A 24725-nucleotide genomic window follows, 5' to 3' on the forward strand; every position below is an offset into this window, starting at 1 on the left:
ATTTTCTATTCTTATCAAAAATTGATTTCTTCTATATTACCCCATCTTTACAGATTTGGTTCTAGTTTATCATTTCTTGTTTACTTACGCTACTACTACTCCGCTTATAAAATGATGAGTTCTTTTGGTGACTGAGTCAAAACGCGATTACCATCTGCTAGAATCACTAAATCATCTTCGATTCGAACACCGCCAAGACCTGCTAAATAGATCCCTGGTTCATCTGTAATGACATTTCCTACATCCAACAATCGCTCATTTGAACGACTAATATTCGGTCCTTCATGGATTTCCATCCCAATACCGTGACCAGTTGAATGCCCAAAGGCTTCACCATAACCTGATTCAGCAATAAAATCACGCGCAACTGCATCTAATTGTGCACCGCTTATTCCAGCTTGTGCTGTTTCAATGACTTTTTGCTGTGCAGCTAAAACAATTTGATAAATGTCTTTTAATTGTTGTCCTGGATCACCAATCGCAAACGTCCTTGTGATATCTGAAACATATCCTTGATATACACAGCCAAAATCAAGCGTAATCAAATCACCTTGTTCAATTCTTTTCTCACTAGCAACACCATGTGGCAGCGCTGAACGCGTGCCGCTAGCTACAATCGTATCAAAAGAAGTTCCCGTTGCGCCAAGTGAACGCATAAAGAAATCCAATTGATTGGCTACCTCGATTTCAGTCATTCCGGGACGAATCATTTTTAAGATGTATTCAAATCCTTCATCTGCAATCGCACAAGCCTTTTCAATAATAGCAATCTCACCTGCGTCTTTTTGTTCTCGTAATTGTTCGATTAATCCGCTCGCCGGTGCCAATTCTGCATCGATCACTTCTTCAAAGACTGAATACTCGGCATAAGTCATAAACATGTCTTCAAAACCAAGAACACTGACTTTTTCTTTTTTCGTCAGTTGAAGGATTTCGCTGATAATGTCTCCTTGCTGTTGGAGGATTGTCATTGCTTGAACTTGTTCATTTGCTTGTTCTGTATAACGAAAATCTGTAACAAAGAACGCTTTGTCTAATGTGATGAATGCCAAACCTGCTGTTCCAGTAAAATTCGTCAAATACCGAAGATTCGCTGGACTTGTTACTAAGTACGCATCGATTGCCTCTTTTTTCATCAATGCCCGTAATTGTTCTATTCGTTTTATCATTCTCATCACCCAACTTCCATTATAACAAAGAGTGCCAAAAATCAGAACGAACAAGACTAGAAAAACAAACGAATGCTTCAAATAAAAAAAGAAGCCGAGATTTCGACTCCTTCAAATTTATCGTCGGCCAGTAAAAAATGACACCACTGCTACTACGATCACAGCTCCTAAAATCGATGGAATCAAAGCCATCCCTGCTAAGTCTGGTCCCCAATGACCAAAAATCGCTTGCCCGATATAAGAGCCAGCTAACCCTGCCAAAATATTGAGCAAACAACCCATTTGTTTTCCACGTCCAGAGATTCCGCCGCCGATTGCTCCAATCACGGCTCCTACAATTAACGTCCAAATCATGTCTATTCCTCCTCGATAACTAATTTTTTAAATAAAAAATAGTTGTTTTTACTCCTAAGCGTGTATCTTTTCGGTACTTTTCTCACCTCTCTAGATGACACCTTGTAAAAAATAGCTTTATTTCTTGTTTTCAGTCTAGCATAGACGGTTTCGATTTTTGACGCTAATGCTCGGCTGATTTGTCAAGTACCTAACAAACGGTTTTTCAAAAAGTTTCGCAGTTGTGAAACCTACAAAAAGACTGATATAACAATCTTTTCTTCTTTGAAAGCGGCTAAATCAAGCTAGAAACTTAAATTTACGACGGCCCCTGTGAATAACTTTTTATTAGACTAACTTACTACGCAGTTTTAGCGTATTTTTCTTCCAATCTATCGTCTCTAATTGATAAGGAAAATCTCCGCTAAGTGTAAAACTGTCGGCTGTTGGTACATCCACCTTATTCATCCGTGCATTGCCTTTTGCCAAATATCCACTTCCTAACTTTAACAAGTCCTTCAAATTGAGATTACTGTCCGTATATTCTTTGACAGTTCCATAATTATTGGTGATTACAGATAGGCGGGGACGAACGGTTTTACGTTTCATCAGACGAATAATATCTTCTTGTCGTTCAAATACATCGATCCGACCATCTTGGTCAATCTGATAACTGATGTATGCATCGATCTCTGCTAAAGTCAAACGCTGCTCACCTTTTTTGAATTGTTGGTTCGTTTTTAACGCAAAAAATGCTTTATTGCTCACCATCGGCATTTTCCCATCAGCTTCTAACCCTGCTGTTTTTACTCCCTGTAAAAAATCTTCTTTTTTCAAGACGAAATATTTTTTTACTTCGATAGAAAATGCTGCAGAAAAATAGCTGAGAAATGTTTCAATCGGTACTTGTCGATACAGTTCACCTAATGTCCACTTCTGAAACGTTATTTCCGGTGAGATTCGTAACAATCCGTTTGATCCACCAATTAGATCATAAACAAAAAAACTAGAAAAATTTTGATCTTCAAAAATGAATAAGACTTTCATGACAATCTCCCCTCTAAAATAAGTTTATAAAAAATCTCCTGAAAAAACATCCGTCCCAAGACTGAAGCTAAAAAAATCCCCACATCTCTGATTTTTTGTTAAAGCAGTCTAATAGATAGTTCTAGTCAAATAAGAGAACGATTTTGAAAATGTTGGTTACATAAGTTAAACAGTCCCAATGGTTATTCAATTTTATTGGGCTTAGCCTTATACTACTTTCGATCTACTCAATTTCTTTAGCATTTGGTTCGCTTTAAGTAAGCTCTTTTAGCAAACTAGAACTCTGTGACAAAGAACAACTTTGTGATTAAAAAAACTCCTAAAACGCTGCTATAACAACATTTTAGGAGTTTCTTTATTTTTATCCCACAGAACCTTCCATCTCATACTGAATCAGACGGTTCAATTCTACAGCGTATTCCATTGGTAATTCTTTGGTAAATGGTTCGACAAAGCCCATGACAATCATTTCAGTTGCTTCTTGTTCAGAGATTCCGCGACTCATTAAATAGTAAAGTTGCTCTTCAGAGATTTTTGAAACTTTTGCTTCATGTTCTAAAGAAACATTGCCATTTAAAATTTCATTGTAAGGGATTGTATCAGAAGTCGACTGATCATCCATGATGATTGTGTCACATTCGATGTGGCTAAATGAGCCTGCACTATCACGACCAAAACGAACTGTTCCACGATAATCTACTGCACCGCCATCTTTGGCGATAGATTTTGAAACAATCGTACTAGATGTATTTGGTGCATTATGGATCATTCGGGCACCATTATCTAGTGTGATATTTTTACCCGCTACAGCAATTGATAACATTGTTCCTCGGGCACCAGGACCTTCCATGTAAACACTTGGATACTTCATTGTTACTTTTGATCCTAAGTTGCCATCGATCCATTCCATTGTCGCATTTTCTTGTGCTTGGCCACGTTTGGTTTCCAAACTGTAGACATTGTTGGACCAATTTTGAATCGTTGTATAACGGCAATAGCCATCTTTTTTGACAAAAACTTCTACAACAGCCGCATGCAAACTATCTGAAGAATAAGTTGGCGCTGTACATCCTTCTACATAGTTGATACTTGCGCCTTCATCCACGATGATCATCGTCCGTTCAAATTGTCCCGTATTAGCTGAATTGATACGGAAGTAAGACTGGATTGGAATATCTGTTTTTACTCCTTTTGGTACGTAGATGAAACTTCCGCCAGACCATGCTGCTGAGTTTAAAGCAGCCAATTTATTATCTGAAGGAGGAACTAATGTCCCAAAGTATTCTTTGAATAATTCAGGATATTCTTTCAAGGCAGTATCTGTATCTGTAAAGATAATGCCCAATTTTGTGAACTCATCTTTCATATTATGATAGACCACTTCTGACTCATATTGAGCTGAGGCCCCAGCTAAATAAGCTCGCTCTGCTTCAGGAATCCCAATACGTTCAAAAGTTGTTTTAATTTCTTCTGGTACATCTTCCCAATCACGAGCAGGTTTATCACTTGAACGAATGAAATAATTGATCTTATCAAAATCCAATTCGGATAAATCTGGTCCATATTCAGGCATATCTAGTTTTCTAAATGTTTCTAAGGATTTCAATCGGAAATCCAACATCCATTCTGGTTCTCCTTTTGCGCGGGAGATTTCGCGAATGACTTCTTCTGATAGACCATCACCAGTCGTAAAAACTGGTTTAACATCATCGTGAAAGCCAAATTGATATTCTTCGATTTCAGGTACACTCATGTATTCCCGCTCCTATTCTTTATGATATTGTCCTTCACGTGCTTTACCTTGTTCATCGGTCAAAGCTTTGCCTAAGGCTTTCCAAGCTAGTGTTGAGCATTTGATCCGAGCTGGAAATTTTGCGACACCACTTAGCATCGCTGCATCGCCTAAGGCTTCTTCATCTTTTTCAGGTATTTCATTTCCTTGAACCATTTGAGCAAAAATCACTGCTAAATGTTCCGCTTCTGAAACAGGTTTGCCGATTACAGCATCCGTCATCATAGATGCGCTGGCTGTTGAAATTGAGCAACCACTGCCAGAAAACGCAATGTCTGAAATCACACCGTTGTTAACGACTAATTCAAGTTCAATCACATCGCCGCAAGTCGGGTTATTCATTTCAATTGTTTGAGTAGAATCATTTAATTTTCCGTGATGATGCGGATGTGCAGAATGATCTAAAATCACTTGCCGATACAAATTATCTAATTTAGATAGCGCCATCTTTGAAAAACTCCTTTGTCGCCTGAATTGCTTCAATCAAGCGGTCTGCATCTTCTTTCGTATTATAGAAATAGAAGCTGGCCCGCGCTGTTGCTGGCAGATTCAAATAATTCATTAATGGTTGCGCACAATGATGGCCGGCACGGACAGCAACGCCTTCCATATCTAAAGCAGTCGCTACATCATGAGGATGGACACCTTCCAAATTAAACGCAATCACACCGGTATGATGTTCTGGATCTTGTGGGCCATAAGTAGTAATCCCTTCGATCTCATGCAATTTAGGCAACACATATGCAACTAATTCTTGCTCATAATGATGAATAGTTTCCATCCCAATCTCGTTCAAATAATCGATTGCGGCACCTAAAGCAATTGCGCCAGCGATATTAGGCGTTCCTGCTTCAAATTTCCATGGCAATTCTTTCCAAGTACTTTCGTAAAGATTAACAAAATCGATCATCTCTCCGCCAAATTCTACTGGTTCCATTTGTTCCAAAAATTGACGTTTTCCATACAATACACCCACTCCAGTTGGCCCGCACATCTTATGGCCGCTAAAGGCAAAAAAGTCTGCATCTAGTTCTTGAACGTCAACTGTCATGTGAGGGGCTGCTTGCGCACCATCTACAATCATTACCGCATTATTAGCATGAGCCATTTCTGCCAATTCTTTAATTGGATTAATCACACCTAGTACATTGGAAACATAGGCTAAAGAAACAATGGCCGTTTTTTCGTTAATGATTTCTTGTGCTGCAGTCATATCGATGAATCCTTCATCTGTTAAAGGTAAATAACGCAATGTCGCGCCTTTACGTTGAGCTAGTTGTTGCCACGGAATAATATTGGAATGATGTTCCATGTAAGAAACAACGAGTTCATCTCCTTCTTTGATGAAGGCATCTCCGTAACTGCGAGCCAACCAGTTTAAACCAGTCGTCGTCCCGCGGGTGAACAACACTTCAGCTGTTTCTTTTGCATTGATAAAGGCGCGGACTTTTTCACGACTTGCTTCATAATCTTTCGTTGCTCGTTCAGCCAATGTATGGACTCCGCGATGAACATTAGCATTATCATTTTCATAATAATGACGTAAGGCATCTAAAACTTGTGTTGGCTTTTGCGTAGTTGCTGCATTGTCTAAATAGACCAGCGGTTCGTCGTTTACCTCTTGAAAAAGAATTGGAAAATCTTTTCTAATCGTAGAAAAATCCCTCATTATTTACTCAACTTCCCTTCAATCGTATCGATCAATTGTTCTTGAGTAGCTTTGGTTGGAATTGCTGTGATGACTGGTCCTAAGAAGCCGCGAATAACTAAGCGTTCAGCAGCTGATTTTTCTAGACCGCGACTCATTAAATAGAACAATTCGTCTGGATCGACTCGACCAACACTGGCTGCATGTCCGGCAGTAACTTCATTTTCATCAATCAGAAGAATCGGATTGGCATCTCCGCGAGATTTTTCAGACAACATCAATATTCGGCTTTCTTGCTGTGCATCAGCACCTTTTGCCCCTTTTAAGATGTGACCAATACCATTAAATGTCAAAGTAGATTTTTCTAAGATGACCCCGTGCTGCAAAATGTGTCCGATCGTGTGCGGTGCTTTATTCGTTACTCGTGTATCGATTCCTTGAATCTGTTTGCCTGTACTGATGGCTACAATCTTCACTTCTGAATGAGCTCCTTCACCAACTAAATCAGAATCAAAGTCTGCAATCACATTACCATCGTTCATAATACCGATTGCCCAATCAATCATCGAGTCACGCATTAAGTAGCCGCGACGATTCATATATGTCGTAATATTTCCACCTAATGAATCAACAGCTGAAAATTTCACGTGAGCGCCCGGTTTTGCGATAACTTCTACTACGACATTCCCTGAAAGTTTTTTCGCTAAATCGCCTTGTGTTTCAAAACGTTCCAAGTATGAAAATTCACTATTGGTTTCAGCTACGATCAAAACATGTTTGAAGAAATGTGCGTCTTCGTCACCGTTGTGTAAAAATAAACTTTCAATCGGATCTTCAATGACCACATTTTTAGGTACATATAAAAAGACTCCATTATTCATAAACGCCGCATGCAAAGCTGTCATGGCATTTTCTTCAACTGGGACTGCTTTTTGCATGTAATATTCTTTAACTAGTTCTGGATATTCTTGCATCGCCGTCACTAAGTCAGTGAAGATCACACCTTGTTCTGCAAGCTTAGTTGACAGTTGTTCGAAAACTGTTGCTTCACCTGTTTGTACGATCAATGGGTTGTCTTTCATTTGATCAAAACTAGGGACTGTCCCTGCTGCTTGTTGATGTTCAGGTTTTACATTATAAAGATTCCAACGAGCAAATTTTACCTTTTCAATCACAGGCAATGGCAATTCATCGATTTTGTTCAACGCATTGACGCGTAGATCTGTCATCCATTGAGGTTCGGCCCATTCAGCTGAGTAAGCTTTGACGGCCTCAAGATATTCTGTCCATTTTTTCATCTATCTTGTCCTCCTAAACTTCTTCTTTGTAATCGATACCTAATTCAGCAGAGATTCCTGCATAACCTTCAGCTTCTAAACGTTTCGCTAGTTCTGCATCCCCTGTCATAACGACACGTCCATCCATCATAATGTGTACCACGTCAGGTACGATGTAGTTCAATAGGCGTTGGTAATGAGTAATGATTAACGCACCAAATTCTTTGTTGCGCATTTCATTGATCCCTTTAGAAACAACTTTCAATGCATCGATGTCTAACCCAGAATCGATTTCATCTAAGATTGCAAAAGTAGGTTCAATCATTAATAATTGTAAAAGTTCATTCCGTTTCTTTTCTCCACCTGAAAAACCTTCATTTAAATAGCGTTCTGCCATTTCTTCAGGCATATTCAACAATGCCATTTTTTTATCTAATTTTTTCAAGAATTGCATGACAGAGATTTTTTCGTTTTCTTCACGGCGAGCATTGATTGCCGCACGCATGAACTCAGCATTACTGATTCCTGGAATCTCACTTGGATATTGCATCGCTAAAAACAAACCTAAACGCGCCCGTTCATCGACTTCCAAGTCTAAAATATTTTTGCCATCAAACAGGATTTCGCCTTTCGTGACTTCATAATTGGGATTACCCATGACTGCTGCTGATAAAGTAGATTTACCAGTACCATTGGGTCCCATGATGGCATGAATCTCACCCGTTTTCATCACAAGGTTTACACCTTTTAAAATTTCTTTATCATCAATGGCAACGTGCAAGTCTTTGATTTCTAAAACTGACATGAAAGTACCTCCAAAATTTTTTTCTCGTTCTCATATATTTTAGACTAAATGAGAATGGAATACAAACTGATTTACTCATTTTCTTCTAATAAATGACTTTTTTATTTAGAATTATTATAAATTCGCTTTCCTAAATGATCTTATTCCAAAACTATAAATTTTTTGTAAACTACTGACTAGCGTTTTCTTTGATCGATTGAACAATCTAAAAACTTGAATGAAACTTACCACAAACTTCTTCTTTCAATCGTAAAAAATTGCTTATTTTGAAAATTTATCTATTGTCCAGTATTTTTCAGCCGAAAATCTACTACACATATGGATCTAACGAAAAAATAGCACTGAAAGAGTCTTTCTTTCAGTGCTACATTTACTTTATTTTTCAACTGGTTTTACAGAGCCGTCCCATTTTTCTAGGATCCAGTCTTGAACATCTTTTTCATGTAAGATTTTTACTAATTTCTTCACGCGTGCATCGTTTTTATCTTCTGTACGAACAGCTAAAATATTTGCATATGGTGAAGTATCTTTTTCAAGTAAAATAGCATCTTTGACTGGGTTCAAGCCAGCTCCATAAGCGAAGTTCGCATTGATAGCAACAAGATCACCTTCATCGTTTCCATATGTTGTTGCAAGTAAAGCAGGATCGATAGAATGTTCAAATTTCAATTCCTTAGGGTTTTCAGCGATGTCTTCGAATGTTGCAGTTTCCAAATCAACACCTTCTTTAACTTTTACTAGATCAGCGTCTTGTAAGATTGTGATGATACGTCCCCAGTCAGATTCAGAATTTGACGTAATGATTGTTGCACCATTTTTCAATTCTTTGATATCTTTGATTTTTTTAGAGTATAGACCCATTGGTTCGATGTGAGCTGCGCCGACATCAGAAAATTTATAATCATTTTCTTTTACAGCTTTGTTAAAGAATGGTTTGTGTTGGAAGTAGTTGACATCGATGTCACCATCTGCCAACGCTTTGTTTGGCAATACGTAGTCATCGAATTTTTTAATCTCTAACTTCACGCCTTCTTTTTCAAGTAATGGTTTCACGTGTTCTAAAATCTCTGCATGCGGTGTTGGTGATGCACCAACGACCAATGTTTTGCTTTCTTCTTTACTGCTGCTATCTGCTGAGTCTGAACCGCTATTGCCACAAGCTGCTAATCCGATTGTTAATAACGCTGCTGCTGCAAATCCCAAAATTTTCTTTTTCATTAATAATTCCCCCTGAATAATTTAATAGATTCTATAATTTTTGCTAACGTTTATCTGTTTTCTTCGTCAAGAAATCTCCGATGCCTTGGACGATGAAGACAATGATCAAAATGATCACTGTTGCCACTAAAGTAACTGTGTAATTTCCTCGTTGATAACCTTCTTGCCATGCTAAAGCTCCAAGCCCACCTGCTCCGATTGCACCAGCCATTGCGGTAAAACCAATCATAGAAACAGAAGTCACGGTCAAACCTGAGATCAATGCTGGCAAACTTTCCGGAATCAAAACCTTATAAATCGTTTGGAAATAGCTAGCTCCCATCGAATCCGCCGCTTCTAAAACACCGGAATCAACTTCACGAAAGGCGATTTCAACTAAACGAGCATAAAACGGTGCTGCTGATAAAACTAGTGCTGGAATTGCCGCTTTAGCACCTAACATCGTCCCTACTAACGTTTTGGTAAACGGAATGATCAAAACCATCAAGATCATAAATGGGGTCGAACGGAAAATATTGCTAAAAATCGAAACCAATCCATATAACACACTGCGGGAACTGGAGTGTTTGCGTCCCAATGAATAAAGCAATAATCCAAGCAACAAGCCTAAAACAAACACAATCACCATTGAAATAATCGTCATAAACAAAGTATCATTAATTGCTTCTTTCAATGTATCCCACGTAACTTGTTGGAAATTTAAATACGTCTCAGAGAAACTTTTATCCACGATGCAGCACCTCCACTCCAACTTGCTGACTCTTGATAAAATCAATTGCCAAATCGATGTCTCTTGGTTCACCCGTTAATTGAACCGTCAATGTCCCAAAAGAACTTCCCGGTGCCCGTTCAATATTTCCATAAACGATGCTGACATTGATTGGAAATTTACGAATCGCTTGCGAAACTACTGGTTCATTGGCATTGTTTTCTAAAAATTGTAGTGTCACTAATGTCCCTGTTGGATTCTCTTTGATAAATTCTGCTAACAAAGCAGATGGATCTGCTTTTGGTTCAAGGTCTTGATGAACGAAGATCTTGGTCACTTCCTGTTTTGGATGGCGGAAAACTTCACGAACAGAACCTTCTTCCACGATTTTTCCTAATTCCATCACCGCGACCTTGTTACAGATTTTACGGACCACATTCATCTCGTGCGTAATCAGCACAATTGTTAGCCCTAATTTTTGATTGATATCTGCTAATAATTCCAATACTTCTTCTGTTGTCTGAGGATCCAATGCACTAGTGGCCTCATCACAAAGTAAAATATCTGGATCATTTGCCAACGCACGAGCAATGCCAACACGTTGTTTTTGTCCACCCGATAATTGCGATGGGTACGCATCACCTCGGCCGTCAAGACCAACTAAACTCAATAATTCTTCTGCTCTTTTTTGACGCTGGCTTTTTTCTACGCCTGCTAATTCTAGCGGAAGTTGAATATTTTCAATCACTGTTCGTGACCACAATAAATTGAAATGTTGGAAAATCATGCCAACTTTTTTACGAAAAGTTCTTAACGACGCTCCTTGTAATTTAGCGACATCTTCACCATTGACTAAAACTTGGCCGCTTGTCGGTGTTTCTAATCCGTTTAACAGTCGAACCAATGTACTTTTACCGGCACCTGAATAACCTACGATGCCGTAGACATCCTTTTCTTCGATTGCTAAATTGATTCCAGCGACTGCGTGGATCGGTCCTGTTTTACCGGCGAAACTTTTTCCCACTTGATTTAACTCAATCAACGCCATCTTTTACTTACTCCCTTTCTCAATAACCGAAAATACAAAAAAGCTCTCGCCCTAATATGTACAACTGTACACTTAGGACGAAAGCTATGACTTCCATGTTACCACCTAAAATTCGTTTTGACCTTACGATCACAAACCTCTGCCAGTACTTGCATAATCCGCATACTGAGGCGCTATAACGGGCACTCCCGTGACAGACTAGGCAATTGCTTCGTCCATCCTGCTCAAAGACCATTTTCCATCTCATTGCCATAACTCCTTTTCAGCATACCGGAGCTCTCTTTGTACTTTAATCAGATGTACTTTTCTTTTCATCGCTTTCTCATGTGTATGAAAGGATTATATCAGGCTGATTTCATCCTGTCAAACACCAACTGATTTTTTTTACAAGTTTTCAAACTCGTTTACGTCAACTTCACGTAAAGATAAGATCCAAGCATCTAATTCGTCTTTTGTATCCAGTGCTTTAGGATCAGCCGAGACTTTTTCATTGATCGAAGAAACGACACCTGTTAACGGACTTTTAAATTCTTGTACTGCTTTTTCTGCTTCAATCTCTAGTAAGGGTTCACCAGCCTTGACTGCTTGTCCAATTTTAGGCAATGAGATAAATGTCATTTCACCCAGCGCTTCAGCTTGTTCTGCAGTCAATCCTATACAATAATCCTTGTCATTGTGTAAAATCCATAGACCTTCATGCTTTTTCAAGTAACTCATTTGTTAAACACTCCTTCATAGATAGTTTCTTTAAATCCATTTAATAAAAATTGATCCTCTTTAATCAGTAATGGGCGCTTTACTAGCATCCCGTCACTTGCTAACAATTCACTAGCTTCTTTTATCGATAAATCTGCTACTTTATCTTTTAACCCTAATTCACGATATCTCATCCCGCTTGTGTTAAAAAATTTTCGGATAGGCAGCTCGCTAGCTGTCAGCCACTTTTCAAATGCAGCGGCTGAAGGGGTCGCTTGAACCAAATCGATGGTCTCATAATCCACATCGGCTTGATCTAACCAAGCCTTGGCTTTACGACAAGTAGAACATTTAGGATACCAATAAAATTTAACCACGACGCGTCCTCCTTACAGGTTGCTTATTTGCGCTTTGATAACGCATGGATAAAATCAAACCGATCCCGATCATATTTCCTAAGATCGATGAACCCCCTTGACTGATAAAAGGTAACGGAATCCCGGTCAGCGGCAGCAAGCCGATATTGGCACCGATATTTTCGAAAACATGAAACAGCATCATCATTACAATTCCTGAAGCGATATACGCATAAAATTCGTTATTCATATCAAAACACAAACGAATCATGCGATAAATCAATATAAAATAAAGCAAAATCACAAAAGCGCCGCCAACAAAACCAAAGTTCTCACCGATAACAGTAAAGATCATATCAGACTCTCGGACAGGCACATACACATTACTGACATTATACCCCGTCCCCAGCATTCCGCCAGAACCGATTGCCATTAGCGCATGCGCTAATTGGAAACTTTTTCCTTGAGGATCGTGAAAAGGCTCTAACCATGAATCAATCCGTGCAAATTGATAATTCTTAAAACCGATATGTGTCAATAATTCTCGGCCGGCATCTGTCGTAACTAAAAAGATTAACGTTCCACCCAGAATGACTGCTAATGCCATTGCCGGAACCAAAATCAACCAAGAGATTCCTGACATTAAAAACATACCCGCAAAAATAGCCAAAAAGACTAACATGGTCCCAAAATCTTTTTGTGCCAATACAAGACCTGAAACTGGTAATGTGACCAATAATAATTTCCCAATCAGCTGTGCATCGGTTTTTAAACTATGCAATTTATTGGTCACATTATGTTTGGTAATAATTAGAGCCATCATTAAAATATAAGCAATCTTCATTAACTCAGAAGGTTGAAAAGTCAATGTCCCAATTTTAAACCAGTTTTTTGAACCGGTTGAAGCGGCTAAAGTCGGATCATAAAATTTCAATAAAGCCAACATGACGGCTAAACCGATCACATATAAAAATGGCGTCAAGCGCCACAAAAGCTTCGCATCCAAATGGATGATAATGACAACTGCTAACGCTCCGACTAAATACCAAATCGATTGCATCGCCAATCCTCGAAAAACATTCGGATTTCTTGGATCTTGAGTCAATGCGACATACAAGGAAAGCAATCCTATCAAACATAATATAAAAACAGGTAAAATAACGCCGTAATCAATCCGGCTGTCATTATTATTTCTTAGTTTATCCATCGTTCATCTCTTTTCCACCAGTATACTCGTATTATTATAGACGCTTCTTTGCTCAAAGAAAAGCCGACTCCGCTGACTTTGCAAAATCTTTATTCTTCTTGACTGCCTCGTTGTAAAAAATAGATTAATCCCCAGATTCCTAACTGTAAAATACTGAATATCAAAACAAATTGAATTTTCTCAACAGGCCAATCACCTAGCAATAATTTCAAAACAGTTACTGGATGGACCAGCAATTCAATTGAATGGATTCTGGCGAAACGTCCAAGGTAAATCGCGATGCTAGATAAAAGAGAAAGAATGACAAAACTTCCTATTTTTTGGCCTCGTGATAATTTGATTGCTGAAAATAAATTGAATACTTGAGCCATCCCGCTAAAAACCATGACCAACACCGGCAAAAGCAACGTTAGATAGGCCCACCAATCACTGGTAGTATTCAAAAAATGCCCGCCAGCCTGGTAGATCTGTAAACTAGCTAAATGAAACAGATCTGTTAATAAATAAGGCGTATTTGGAAAAAATAATAGCCACAATGGCATGAAGAGCCAGCGTCCCTTGTTTTCCAAATCTAAAAAAAGCTGAGCAAAAATAAACGGCAGCCACGCCAAAAAGACATTCAATCCCATAAAAGAAAATGTTTCTTGAGTGACATGCATAAATAGTATATAGATCAATACGCTTAAATGAAACAGATAAACTTTCTTCATTTTTCTCCCTCAAAAATAATCTCATAGTTTTTGACTACACCTTTAGAGCATATAAGAAAAAGCCGTCATCATCAAAGAATAGTCCTTGATAAGACGGCTTTATCGTAGTGCCAGCTGCAGGCAACCGCGCTTCAAATACGTTGAAAATTGAGTATTTCTTAATTCCGTTTCTACCGTCATTTTACTATTATATACTATTGGTTGATATTCGTTAAAAAAATTTTTGGCACAAAAATTGGCACAAAGTTTTAGCGCTCATGATACAATATTCTTGAAAGCATACTATCTAATGAAAGAGGGTTATATTTTGAAAAAGATGGTTGGGGTTTTATCATTAGTGATTCTTTCTCTATTTTTGACCGCGTGTGGAAACAAAGTAACCACGGAAGATTTAAAGGCACGTGATTGGCAAATGGATATGAAAGAAAATGAGGAAGAGATAAATTTTAGGGTATCATTTAGCGATCATATAATGACATGGACTCCAGATATGTCTTCTATGAAAAGTGAAGCGACCAATGAATGGGAAAAAATGGGTGAAGATCTTGGAAAACAAATCGCGGAAAATATCAAATATAAAGTGGAATATGAATTAAAAGGAAAAACTATCCATTTAATCGAAGAAGATTTAAAGTTGGATAATGATTATGCTATAAAAAAAGATGGGGAGAACATCGTTTTGACTCCTGATGAAAAGGATGCTCAAAAATTAGTGCTGATCCCTTATTCAAAGAAAGCTAGCACAAAAGATTCTTCTACTACTAGTACTAGCTCATCTTCTGAAGAAAGAAAAACAGTAAATTTATCAAAAATAATTGAACAGTTCAAAAAAGATGGTCTAGAAGTCAATGACCCTAGAAAAATGACAAAAGCTGATTACGGATTAGGACCATTAAAAGCAAAAAACGGAATGATTTTTGATGTACAAATGGGATCTGATGGCGAATATCAGAATGCACGTATTTTCTCATTTAAAACTATAGATGATTTGAACGATACCAAAAAGTATTATGATGATCTTGGTAAAGAATCATCTATGACCTTTTCCTATACTGCTGCGAATGAGGATAAATTAGTGTTAATGCAGTTCAATGGGGATTTGCCAAAAGAAGTCGTCGATAAGTATGTAGATAATGCTGATCTGACCTTAACACCCGTAAGTTTCGATACAAGTTCTTCTAGTTCTCAAGATGCGCAAAATGAAAACATAAATAATTTTACAGCTGATAGTCAAGAACAACAACAAACTCAGCAAGAGCAAGCTGCTCAACAACAGTCCCAAACCCAGCAAGAACAAACTATCCAACAAAACGATACCTCAAACACAGATACTCAATATGGAACAGTTCAAGCAGGTGAAAGTCCACAGCAAGTTGCGGAGCGATATGGTATAACTGTCGATGAACTATTCGATTCAAATGGAATGAATGCAGATAGCTATTACTTTGAGCCGGGACAGCAAATAAAAGTTAAATAGAAAAAAGACCTCCACAACTGACTAGGACTAATGGATACAAAGAAAAAAGAATTGCTAAATTTATAATCAATCCACATACCTTCTCTTCTTGAGAAGGTATTTTTTGAAAAAAAGTTCAAATAAGTCGTATTTAACACTTGCTTATTTATAGTACATGTACTATAATAAAAGTATAGAAAAGAACAAGAAAGGAAGATTAATATGATGAAAGTAAACGTATTTGATAATGAAATTGGAGATTACACAGACAAAGAGTTTTCAGTAGATGCGATTGTTGAGGCAGGACGTTACGGAGTAAATGAAGTTCTTGGAACTGACATGAACCTAAAAGCTGCAAGCAGAGTTTATGACAAGGCGTTGATCGCAAAATATGGTAAAGAACAATTGAAACAAGTTGAAACGAACTTTGGCGCTACTGGATATGGAAAAAAATATGTCTTGAAAAATGAGAAAGGAACTAAATAATGGCTGGAAATTATAACGCAAAAAATCAACGTGATTATGAAGCGAGTCTTAGCGAAACTGCTAAGATTCGCAGACGTAATCTAAAGAGTTTTTCTGCAGCAAAAAGTTTTATTCGACTTCACGCTAATAAAGATCAATTACATGATATTATTAACTTAGCAAAAGAAGTGCTGAAGGAAAAAAATGAATCTTGATTTTATTGCTGCCTACTTAGGAAAGGCTGACATTGATGAGTTTAGAATTTCTATGTATTATGCGTTTGCCAAGTCTAACGCGAAGTATAAATAAAAACAAAGCCCCCTGCTAAAAAGTAGAGGGCATTTTTTAATATTTAAATCCTTTAATGTGGGTAGGGTCAATTTTCAAATCTTTCGCTTTACCCATATCTCGAATTTGCTTCAATACAATTGGTGCGTCATGATCATTGAATCCTTCACCTTTCACACGAACGTCATAAGTACCATAGCTGTTTTTCTCAGCGTAGGTTTGTCCATCTAGCAAGATATCTTTCAACATTTTCCGCATGTGGTCATCGAACCACTTCGCTTGTTTCTCGTTCAAATTTCGAACCTCGATACGGCTAGTAGGTTTGTCACCGTCAACAATAGCTATATTTGATTGAATATAGCCCTTTTGGTAGCTTGACAGCTCTTGTTTCACTCGTGCTAAAGAAACGTTTAAGCGAGCTGTTGTACCCGTTTTAATTACTCCTGTGTACACTTTGTTTGGCTGCAATACAGCTTTCACTTTGTCTCTTAATAGCGTCCACGCATAATTAGTCTGAACACGTTGGACTATCTTCGTTGCTTGGTCTTTTGATACGTTGTCAATAGCAATCCCGTTTTTCTTGGCTTGCGGTGTGGGAGCTGGCGTTGGTTTAGACGGCGTGGGTACGCTTGGAGTTGGCGTACTACTAGATTTGATTCCTGCGTATGCGTCCCAAGTTTTCTTATCACCATAAAACACGTTTAAATCTAATCGGCCATTCCAACCATTCAATCTGCCATTAGATGTGTACTGATAAATCACTGTCGATTTCCAGTAAGGAGAAGCCGGCGGTTTTGGTTGCGAATATCCTTGTGGTGCATCAGAACCATAATTCGCTACCCACAACCCATAATCTGCGTTAGCAATACTACTAAAGTTGTAACTATTTAAAACAGCTGTGTAGGTGTAAAACAGCGGCTTAACGCCCGTCTTACTTTGCACATGATCTAACCAAGCTTTCGCCCATGCGACATCACCTTTATTGTCAGATTCCCAATCTAGGACTAGAATAGCTTTTCCAATGTAACCCTGAACATTTTTTAAGAAAAATTCTGCTTCTTGTTGTGCAGTACCTTGAAAACCTAATTCATGCGCATAATGATATACCGCAACTTTTTTACCACTTTTGATCGCTTGTTGAAAAGCTCGGTCGCAATCAGGGTTCACATACCCGGTTCCGCCAGTAGCTTTAATGATAACAAAGTCGGCAGCTACTCCATTTGCACCTACGTTGATTCCTGATTGCCAACTGGCAATATCGATTCCATTTAGTACCATTTAATTTCCTCCTTACTGAATATTATTCTCTTGATCGTGTTTGTCTACACTATCATCAGAACTATAATTATTACTAACTACGTTTAAAAGTACCCCTGACAACGTAGCAAGCGCCGTAATCGTCCCCACAATAATCTTCGTGTCAAAGCCGTACAGTCCGCCTAAAGTAACGATACAAGCGGTAATTCCTGGTACTCCAATCGTCAAAAATCGCTTGATAAAGTCGTACTGTTTGTTGCTTAGTTTCATTGTTTTACCCCACTTTCTTTAAACAATGTTTTAATCTGTTCAGTGTGTTCAATTAATCGCTCGTTGTGACGATCTAAACGCTCATCATGATTCTTCAGCTCATTGTGGATAGATACACGATCAGATTTACTCATCTCTAAATCACGATTGATTAAGTCTAAGCTGTGTGCCATCTTCGTTAGATTGTCCGATATTTTAGTGAAACTCGTCAAAATTGGTCGAATCACCAAAAGAATTAATCCGGCAATCGTCGCAAACCAACCAGCCCATGTTGCTAACTCTCCTACATTTAACAAATTCCATCATCTCCATTAAAAAAGAGCAACGCAAAAGCGCTACTCTATTTCGTATAACTCTTATAATTCTTTTTCCGCTGACTTTTTATCAAATTCTGCGATTTGATTCGCATACTGCATTTTGATATTTTCGACTAACAGCGCCGATTCCTTGTAAGGCCTCTCCGCTAATAAATTCAAAATATAATTCATTTCTTCGTCTGTTAAATGATAATTCATTTTTCTTCCTCCTAATTTTTGCGAATTAAAAGATCCTCGATTTTTAAGCTACGTTTTCCGCAACAATTCTCAATCGATTTCCTGCGCTATTTGTAAAGTATAAGTAACTTCCGTCTGATTCAATTGCCCCATTCATCGGAGTAGATAGTAGCACACCACCATTTATCCTTATCGGAGGAACTGATGTTGTACCTGCGCCTAAGTGCAATCTAGCAAGTGGATTATCTAACCCAATCCCTATTTTATTAGTAGCTAAATCCCCATAAATTAAGTTACCTATATTCAAATAATTGTTAGTTTCTGCCGTAGGCGTTGTTACTCTATTACCGATTAATATGTTATCATCACCAGACGTGAGAGTATGACCGACTTCATTTCCGATTAAAGTGTTTCGGTTCCCTTCGGTCATGTACCTTGCGCCATTAGAACCTATTACCGTATTGCTTGAACCAGCAACTAACCCTAGTAAACCAACTCTTCCAACGACTGTATTATCGTTCCCGCCTTTTAGGTTTAAAGCAACCTGCTGTCCAACTGCTGTGTTATTTGTGCCAGTAGATACCTTCAATGCCTGATAACCTATTGCGGTTTGACCGCCACTACCTACAGTTTCAGATAAAGCAAACGCTCCGATGGCGGTGTTATTATTAGTAGTGTTTAATCTTAAAGCGTGGTGTCCAATAGCTACGTTAAAGCTATTAGTTAAGTTATTACTAAGTGCGTTATATCCAATCGCAATGTTAAAACTACCTGTCGTATTTTTATCGAGTGAAACAGTCCCTATCGCAATGTTAGCTTCACCAGTTGTCGTATTCCAACCAGAATCCGATCCAATACCGATGTTATTAAACCCTGTCGTTACGCGGTGTAATGCAAACGTTCCGACTGCTATGTTGCGGTGTCCACTTATCAACTCACGCAAAGACCATCGACCAATTGCTATATTACGAGAACCGTTAATATTCTTTTGCATGGCTTCAAAACCTAGTGCGCTATTCCAGAAACCACTAAGGTTCTCACTCATAGCGTTATGTCCGACGATTGTATTTTCATCACCATTTGTGTTATTTTGACCTACGTTTTTACCTTCGAATATATTATTTAAGTCTGCTTTCGTAGGACGTTCTTCGTAAACATTTCTGCCGAGGGAGTCTTGAACTACGGTTGTAGGCTCTATCATTCCTACGATTTCTTTAACTGAAATGTTTTTAATTACTCCTGTAAAATCCGAAGTAGGAGTAATCTTCAAATCACCATCATTAACAGCTTTAATTCCCCTTGAATACTCAATAGTCCCTCCGACACCTTTATACATCTCGAAAGGTTCTGAATCTCCAATAGTTACGAAGAACTTAAATCCACTGTTCATAAGGTCTGTATCATCAACGGTTAAGTTTATTTGATATAACTTTCCTGCTGTTGCGCCCAATGGGTAGATTAGCGGAGTAGTTTGTCCAACTACGTGTTTAAATCCACTTGGATAGTCGCCTGTCCAACCTTGTGAAATCCATCCCGACCCACTTGTTAATTCCGCTCCCAATTCAGCGGATTCATCCTCTTCTTTTAATCTGAATTGGCTCTCGGTTTGTTGCAACCGCGCACTAACCTCAGCCTTCTCACTATCCAACCTCTCCCCAAGCGTCTGCGCCCCACCGCGCGCTAAGATAATCTCGCCAAGAATTTTGCCTCCAGGGTCAACAGACTCCAAAATTTCTCTATTCTGTTCAACGAATTCTTCCCAATCGCTCTTTCCGCTCGCCATGTACTCGTTAAATAATCGAATTAAATCTTCGATTGTCCACACATACGTACTCCCATCTTTTTTTACTTCCTTTAGACCGTCAGAATAAATACTTTTAATAACATCAAATGTAAAATCACGTGTAGTAAATTGTTCAATAAAATCGTGTTCATCTTTCATTTTCCGAAAACTAAAATATGCTGTTTGGCGGCCAATCTGCTGCCAGTCCTCATTGCGCATTGTGTACTCAAGTTTCCCTGATTCTGGGCTAGTCATTTCTTCCGGCTTTAATTTTTGTTCAACAATCCCTAGTCCTTCAGATTGTCCTAGCTTTGCACAGAAGAAAACTTGAAATCCTTCATATATCTTTGGCAGACCATTTTCTGTAATTTCAACGGCTAATGTCTGTGTTTCTTCATCGGCTTGTCGTATTTTAATCAGACCGACATCATTGTTCGGTTCTGTTGTGCTTAATTGCAGGTTCCATTTAGCCACTAATCATCATCTCCTATTCATCTATTGGCGCTTGGCCGTGGATAAAATCTGTTGGTGTCCCGCTAAAATCAGGCGGAATAATCACAGAAGCAATCGTGTCGCTTCCAAAAAAATCCCGATCATACTCAGCGACTACTTCGCCTTTCTCGCCTTTTTGTTCATACGTTTGAATCTTGTCATTTTCTAGACTCCTGATTACACCGCAATGGCCATATTCTTCATGGGTAATGAAATCGTCACTTATCTTTACATTACGTTCATAGCAGAGGATAGAGCCTACTTTCAGGCCTTCATACTGCGGATTCATGAGTACTGTCCAGCCAAATTCTTCCCATTTATAGGCTATTCCGATATCTGACGCCGAATAAATCAACTCATCATCGACTGGATCGAGCTGATCAAAATAAGTGCCAGCTCCTAAATCGGGGCCACACATGATGCCGGAAAATTCAGCAGCAACCGCATAACATTGATAATTACCTATTGGCTGATTTAATCTGCTTTTTAGATGATTTAATCCTTTTTCATAAATAGCCATTGCTTACCTCCTACTTTAATGCTCTAGCAATGCAACGATCGCCACCTAATAATGATCCAAATGAGTAACCAATCGTTGATGTGTTAACACCGCTATATCGACCATCCCCACCCATTTGAATAATCTGTGTTTCGTTGCCACGATATGTTTCTAAAAGAATAGCTGTGTGTCCATTTGCACCAGCTCCGCCACCAACATTGTAGATTACAACATCACCAGCTCTTGATTGCTCTGGTGCAATCTCTTGAAACCAATTATGTGTACCGCGAGCATCGCTTGTCATACTTCCGGTGTACCATTGCATATTCCCAGGAACTCGGTAGCCGGCTTTTGCTAAAACTAGCCAAACATATCCGGAGCAATCGGTAATTCCGTTCCGGTCTGGGTTTGCTACAGAACCGATATAGCTCTCACCATGAATAAGTTGATAAGTAAAGTATCCTAACAAACTTTTAGCTACAGAAACAATATCGCCATTCGCCTGTGGAATCTGCAAATCCTTAAATTTGTTGTACCATGTAACCGCAAATCCCTGTCGATCTGGATGGGCACTTGCCGGACGTTCGAAATTGTTTTCGAACGCATACGCAGCTTGAGCAGGATCTGTCATTGCTTTAAAACCAGCAACAGTAAGTGGCTCAACCTTGCCTATCCATTGACCATTTGAATTAGCCCAATTGACAAGTTTCATTTGTGGCGCCATTTGACGATAGTCTTCTGTAATTCCAGCGGCTTTCATCAAATTTTGAACATATACACGTCCGTTTGATGTTGCTGGTGGTACGAGAGGATACGCAGAACCATCAAACTGAATAGCACCGTATGCGGGACCGCCGATTTGATCAATATCAGGATTCATACTAGGCCCAGCTTCACCATTGATATTACCTAAAATACCTGCAGCTGCGGCTTTTGAATAGCCTAAACTTAGCAAAGTAACCCAAGATTGCCACGCGAATTTTTCTGCATCTGTTTGCACTTCTGGCGGATATTGACCATTCCAACCATTTCCTTGTCCGCCAGTCGAACCACTGGATCCGCCACCTTGGCCAGGAAATACTTCGCGGCCGCTAAGCGTGAGCTTCCCTTTGATGTCAACATCTTTAAAGATTTGCATTTTTCCTTGAATATTCATATCTCCAAAATGAGCAGTAGGCGCTCCGTCTAACATCACAAATCCTTTTTTTTCACCAGGAGAAATAATAATAAACTTTTTTTCATTACTTCTGATTACTAATGAATTGTTTTCAATTGGTGTTGAAGTAACCATTTCAGGAAACGGATTGCCGGCTGAATCTGTCGTACCAATTGTTCCGATTTCCCCATTTCCGCTCCAAAACTGCATACCTTTTTTAGTTAGTTCCATGATTTTTTTATTGTTATTGACAGCTTGTAAAGCACCTGCAATAAGTTTTAACTGGTCGCCAACAGCATTAAATGAAGTTTCAAAAATATCAGCCCTAATACGTCCAGACTGGATATAATTAGCATTGAAATTACCATCAATGGTCCATGCCGTTTTAAAATTTGCTTCGTTGAATTTCCCATCAATAAAGCCTATACCTTCAGAGTTGGCAACTAAAAAATGATTAGAAGCATCTATGGAATCACCATTCATCCAAACCATTTGGTATGGTTGCCTTGAAGTTCCTTTACCAGTATCCCAAGGGTTCATCATAATGATGGAACCCCCCTTTGCCCCACGGATAATATCACTCTGCCATTTAGAAACCTCAGTGGATTCATAAAAGGTCATCTTTTTATCATCTAAAGTCTGTATAGCATTTTGAGTATTTGAAGCTTGTCGAGTCGATGAAGTATTCAAATTATCGCCTAAGCCAGTTTCTACTTTTCCTGTTAAGCGATCAATTTTCACACTGAAAATTCTAGTCTCGTAATGATAGCCGCGATCATCACGATGAATACGAACAATATTTCCTAACTTGTCAGAACCAAAAATAGTCGACTTGAATTGAACGAGTGGTCTTGAACAATTTACTAGCTCCTGATACGTAAGCTGAATCAATTCAGTCGGTTCCTCGCAGTCTTCAAAAATAACGACTTTTTCACGCTTGCGACGTTTTCCGTTTTTGGTTGGAATACCGTATTTGGCTGTCATTTCTGGAATTTCCAAATTGATTTGACCTGTCGGTTTATTTAACGGGTCGCCTTTCGATTTTGACCAATACACTTGATTAAATTCAATTCGACGACCGTAACCATCTCCAACCTCTTCGCCACGGCCACGACCAATCAGAGAAGTATAGATGTTACTTCTATCCACTTCTTTTTCAATCGTTAGAGCCTTGTCTCCATACTCATAACGTTCATTACTGTATTCGCCAATCTGTTTGTAAACTTCTACCCATTTATCTGTGATACCTTCTCCACTTAGATTGCACTTAAAAACGATCTCGCACCCTAACGTCTGCAGATTTTTTAAAGCTTCGCGGATACTACAGTAATAGAACGTCATAGAAACTGCTGGTAGTGTTGAATCTAAATGACCAATTCTCCATTCTCCTAAAGTAAAGTCCATAACTCTCTGTATAGTTTTTTGAAAAAACTCATTTGCAGGTCGAATATCGTTGATAATATATGCGTCCAGTTCATCCGGCCCAAAGTTGATCCCAGTGAATATCAACATCGTTCCCGGATCAGCTGCACCAACAATTCGATACATAGAAAAAGACGATTCGTCTTCTCGAACCGCCATGTAGTTAGCTTCTTTAATTTCATTATCAAATACAGTGCTCACGGAAAGCTTGTCATTGATTAACTCTTCTTTGTTAGAAGTGATTTCTTTCTCTTGCGTAACTGAAAACAGACTAGATTCATCAACAATTTTGATAAGTTTTTGATCTGAATCAAAAAAATAAACACTCTCAGACATTATAACCACACCCCTCTATATCTAATTTCAGGAATGCCGTTGTCACATTTGACTATGTCGTTTTGTTTAATGATAAAGTTTTTAAAGTCACTCGTAAGATCTAAAATACGTGTTTTATTTTCTCCATTTACAAGAATTTTACCTTGCTTGATTAAAATCTCCACTTTATCACCTGTTTTAATAGCTGAGTTAGTAATAGAAATTGTTTCTCTTCCATTCGTGATACGGACGTTTTTATCTTGCGTTGCTTCAAAAATGATTGATGTTGGAATCGCACCATAAGGTAAGTCGGATTTGACTTCTCTCGTAATTGAAAACTCTCTTGTATATTTACGTGGATCAGCACATTTGATCGTAAAACTAGAAATGATGCTATTAGATTTCCCGTCCACACTTCCTGCACTCTCGTAACGTCCAAAGTAGGTTAAATCGCGCTGATCATTAAACTGGATTTTTACATCGTTTGTACGATATAACAGTTTCATCAATTGATTGAACTTCCATTGAAATGATTCAGGATTACGATCTTCTAGTTTATAGTGAACCGTGAGAGTTCGAGCAGGCAATCGTTGAGTCAATACGAACTCTCCGACTGTCATTTTCTCTGTTTCAAATTCTAATGACAGCATTTCTCGACCTTCCACGTACAGCGTCTGGTAACCGTCAATCTCCTGTTCGAACAGACAATTATCATATATCATCGCTGAAGAAGGGATCCACGATTCATACTCTGAAAATGCTATTGTGTCTCTAAAGTGGTACATTTGGTTATTCCATTCTTCCACGTGTCAT

26 protein-coding genes and 1 other annotated feature are annotated in these 24725 nt (G+C 38.6%); of the genes, 3 read left to right on the forward strand and 23 right to left on the reverse strand.

Features of this window, described 5'->3' with window-relative positions:
- Positions 1-104: 104 nt before the first annotated feature.
- The 15 genes from P7D84_RS08010 to P7D84_RS08080 form a co-directional block, all read right to left on the reverse strand.
- Positions 105-1169: a M24 family metallopeptidase gene (locus P7D84_RS08010; protein ID WP_311800262.1), complete on the reverse strand. Its 1065-nt coding sequence runs from the start codon at positions 1167-1169 to the stop codon at positions 105-107.
- 117 nt (positions 1170-1286) lie between these two features.
- On the reverse strand, positions 1287-1523 hold the full coding sequence (locus P7D84_RS08015; protein WP_376713386.1) for a GlsB/YeaQ/YmgE family stress response membrane protein: 237 nt from the start codon (positions 1521-1523) through the stop codon (positions 1287-1289).
- 327 nt (positions 1524-1850) lie between these two features.
- Positions 1851-2549, reverse strand: a complete 699-nt coding sequence (locus P7D84_RS08020; protein ID WP_311805915.1) for an LCP family glycopolymer transferase — start codon at positions 2547-2549, stop codon at positions 1851-1853.
- Positions 2550-2910: 361 nt separating this feature from the next.
- Positions 2911-4302 carry a Fe-S cluster assembly protein SufB gene (gene sufB, locus P7D84_RS08025; protein ID WP_311800265.1) on the reverse strand — a complete coding sequence of 464 codons (1392 nt, stop codon included), beginning with the start codon at positions 4300-4302 and terminating at the stop codon, positions 2911-2913.
- Positions 4303-4314: 12 nt separating this feature from the next.
- Positions 4315-4788, reverse strand: coding sequence for a Fe-S cluster assembly sulfur transfer protein SufU (gene sufU, locus P7D84_RS08030; protein ID WP_311805916.1), 474 nt, complete (start codon positions 4786-4788; stop codon positions 4315-4317).
- On the reverse strand, positions 4775-6010 hold the full coding sequence (locus P7D84_RS08035) for a cysteine desulfurase (protein WP_311800268.1): 1236 nt from the start codon (positions 6008-6010) through the stop codon (positions 4775-4777). The genes sufU and P7D84_RS08035 overlap by 14 nt, the downstream gene beginning before the upstream one ends.
- A complete protein-coding gene (gene sufD, locus P7D84_RS08040) occupies positions 6010-7287 on the reverse strand; it encodes a Fe-S cluster assembly protein SufD (protein WP_311805918.1) in 1278 nt (425 codons plus the stop codon). Before sufD ends, P7D84_RS08035 begins: the two co-directional genes overlap by 1 nt.
- 13 nt (positions 7288-7300) lie before the next feature.
- Positions 7301-8071 carry a Fe-S cluster assembly ATPase SufC gene (gene sufC / locus P7D84_RS08045; protein ID WP_311805920.1) on the reverse strand — a complete coding sequence of 257 codons (771 nt, stop codon included), beginning with the start codon at positions 8069-8071 and terminating at the stop codon, positions 7301-7303.
- 375 nt (positions 8072-8446) lie between these two features.
- Positions 8447-9289, reverse strand: coding sequence for a MetQ/NlpA family ABC transporter substrate-binding protein (locus P7D84_RS08050; protein WP_311805922.1), 843 nt, complete (start codon positions 9287-9289; stop codon positions 8447-8449).
- A 43-nt stretch (positions 9290-9332) separates the two neighbouring features.
- Positions 9333-10019 carry a methionine ABC transporter permease gene (locus tag P7D84_RS08055; RefSeq protein WP_311805923.1) on the reverse strand — a complete coding sequence of 229 codons (687 nt, stop codon included), beginning with the start codon at positions 10017-10019 and terminating at the stop codon, positions 9333-9335.
- Entirely contained in the window at positions 10012-11046 is a 1035-nt protein-coding gene (locus P7D84_RS08060) for a methionine ABC transporter ATP-binding protein (protein ID WP_311805924.1), read from the reverse strand. Before P7D84_RS08060 ends, P7D84_RS08055 begins: the two co-directional genes overlap by 8 nt.
- A gap of 70 nt (positions 11047-11116) precedes the next feature.
- Positions 11117-11370 (reverse strand) — a binding site (T-box leader).
- 60 nt (positions 11371-11430) lie between these two features.
- Complete coding sequence (locus tag P7D84_RS08065; RefSeq protein ID WP_311800274.1) at positions 11431-11763, reverse strand: glycine cleavage system H family protein; 333 nt, start codon at positions 11761-11763, stop codon at positions 11431-11433.
- Complete coding sequence (locus P7D84_RS08070) at positions 11760-12119, reverse strand: arsenate reductase family protein (protein WP_311805925.1); 360 nt, start codon at positions 12117-12119, stop codon at positions 11760-11762. Before P7D84_RS08070 ends, P7D84_RS08065 begins: the two co-directional genes overlap by 4 nt.
- Positions 12112-13305, reverse strand: a complete 1194-nt coding sequence (locus tag P7D84_RS08075) for an FtsW/RodA/SpoVE family cell cycle protein (protein ID WP_311805927.1) — start codon at positions 13303-13305, stop codon at positions 12112-12114. Before P7D84_RS08075 ends, P7D84_RS08070 begins: the two co-directional genes overlap by 8 nt.
- A gap of 89 nt (positions 13306-13394) precedes the next feature.
- On the reverse strand, positions 13395-14015 hold the full coding sequence (locus P7D84_RS08080; RefSeq protein ID WP_311805929.1) for a DUF1361 domain-containing protein: 621 nt from the start codon (positions 14013-14015) through the stop codon (positions 13395-13397).
- Between the two features lie 316 nt (positions 14016-14331).
- On the opposite strand from P7D84_RS08080, the gene P7D84_RS08085 reads away from it, so the two are divergent.
- The 3 genes from P7D84_RS08085 (at position 14332) to P7D84_RS08095 (ending at position 16151) form a co-directional block, all read left to right on the forward strand.
- The gene (locus tag P7D84_RS08085; RefSeq protein WP_311805993.1) at positions 14332-15492 is read left to right on the forward strand and encodes a LysM peptidoglycan-binding domain-containing protein; all 1161 of its coding nucleotides are present in this window, start codon (positions 14332-14334) and stop codon (positions 15490-15492) included.
- Between the two features lie 201 nt (positions 15493-15693).
- Positions 15694-15957: a hypothetical protein gene (locus P7D84_RS08090; RefSeq protein WP_311805930.1), complete on the forward strand. Its 264-nt coding sequence runs from the start codon at positions 15694-15696 to the stop codon at positions 15955-15957.
- On the forward strand, positions 15957-16151 hold the full coding sequence (locus P7D84_RS08095; RefSeq protein WP_311805932.1) for a hypothetical protein: 195 nt from the start codon (positions 15957-15959) through the stop codon (positions 16149-16151). The genes P7D84_RS08090 and P7D84_RS08095 overlap by 1 nt, the downstream gene beginning before the upstream one ends.
- A 130-nt stretch (positions 16152-16281) precedes the next feature.
- Here the strand turns inward: P7D84_RS08095 and P7D84_RS08100 are convergent, their stop codons facing one another.
- From P7D84_RS08100 to P7D84_RS08135, 8 genes are read right to left on the reverse strand one after another with little or no spacing between them, the layout of a single operon-like run.
- On the reverse strand, positions 16282-17502 hold the full coding sequence (locus tag P7D84_RS08100; RefSeq protein ID WP_311805934.1) for a GH25 family lysozyme: 1221 nt from the start codon (positions 17500-17502) through the stop codon (positions 16282-16284).
- A 12-nt stretch (positions 17503-17514) separates the two neighbouring features.
- Entirely contained in the window at positions 17515-17751 is a 237-nt protein-coding gene (locus P7D84_RS08105; RefSeq protein WP_311805936.1) for a phage holin, read from the reverse strand.
- A complete protein-coding gene (locus tag P7D84_RS08110; RefSeq protein WP_311805938.1) occupies positions 17748-18047 on the reverse strand; it encodes a hypothetical protein in 300 nt (99 codons plus the stop codon). Before P7D84_RS08110 ends, P7D84_RS08105 begins: the two co-directional genes overlap by 4 nt.
- Before the next feature lie 60 nt (positions 18048-18107).
- The gene (locus P7D84_RS08115) at positions 18108-18266 is read right to left on the reverse strand and encodes a hypothetical protein (protein ID WP_311805939.1); all 159 of its coding nucleotides are present in this window, start codon (positions 18264-18266) and stop codon (positions 18108-18110) included.
- 43 nt (positions 18267-18309) lie between these two features.
- A complete protein-coding gene (locus P7D84_RS08120) occupies positions 18310-20502 on the reverse strand; it encodes a BppU family phage baseplate upper protein (RefSeq protein WP_311805940.1) in 2193 nt (730 codons plus the stop codon).
- A gap of 13 nt (positions 20503-20515) precedes the next feature.
- A complete protein-coding gene (locus tag P7D84_RS08125) occupies positions 20516-21040 on the reverse strand; it encodes a CHAP domain-containing protein (protein ID WP_311805941.1) in 525 nt (174 codons plus the stop codon).
- Positions 21041-21050: 10 nt separating this feature from the next.
- The gene (locus P7D84_RS08130) at positions 21051-23933 is read right to left on the reverse strand and encodes a phage tail spike protein (RefSeq protein ID WP_311805942.1); all 2883 of its coding nucleotides are present in this window, start codon (positions 23931-23933) and stop codon (positions 21051-21053) included.
- Positions 23933-24718 carry a distal tail protein Dit gene (locus P7D84_RS08135; protein ID WP_311805943.1) on the reverse strand — a complete coding sequence of 262 codons (786 nt, stop codon included), beginning with the start codon at positions 24716-24718 and terminating at the stop codon, positions 23933-23935. Before P7D84_RS08135 ends, P7D84_RS08130 begins: the two co-directional genes overlap by 1 nt.
- Positions 24719-24725: the final 7 nt, after the last annotated feature.

The organism is Enterococcus dongliensis (genome assembly GCF_031927985.1).
In the GTDB taxonomy this organism is placed as follows: domain Bacteria; phylum Bacillota; class Bacilli; order Lactobacillales; family Enterococcaceae; genus Enterococcus_A; species Enterococcus_A dongliensis.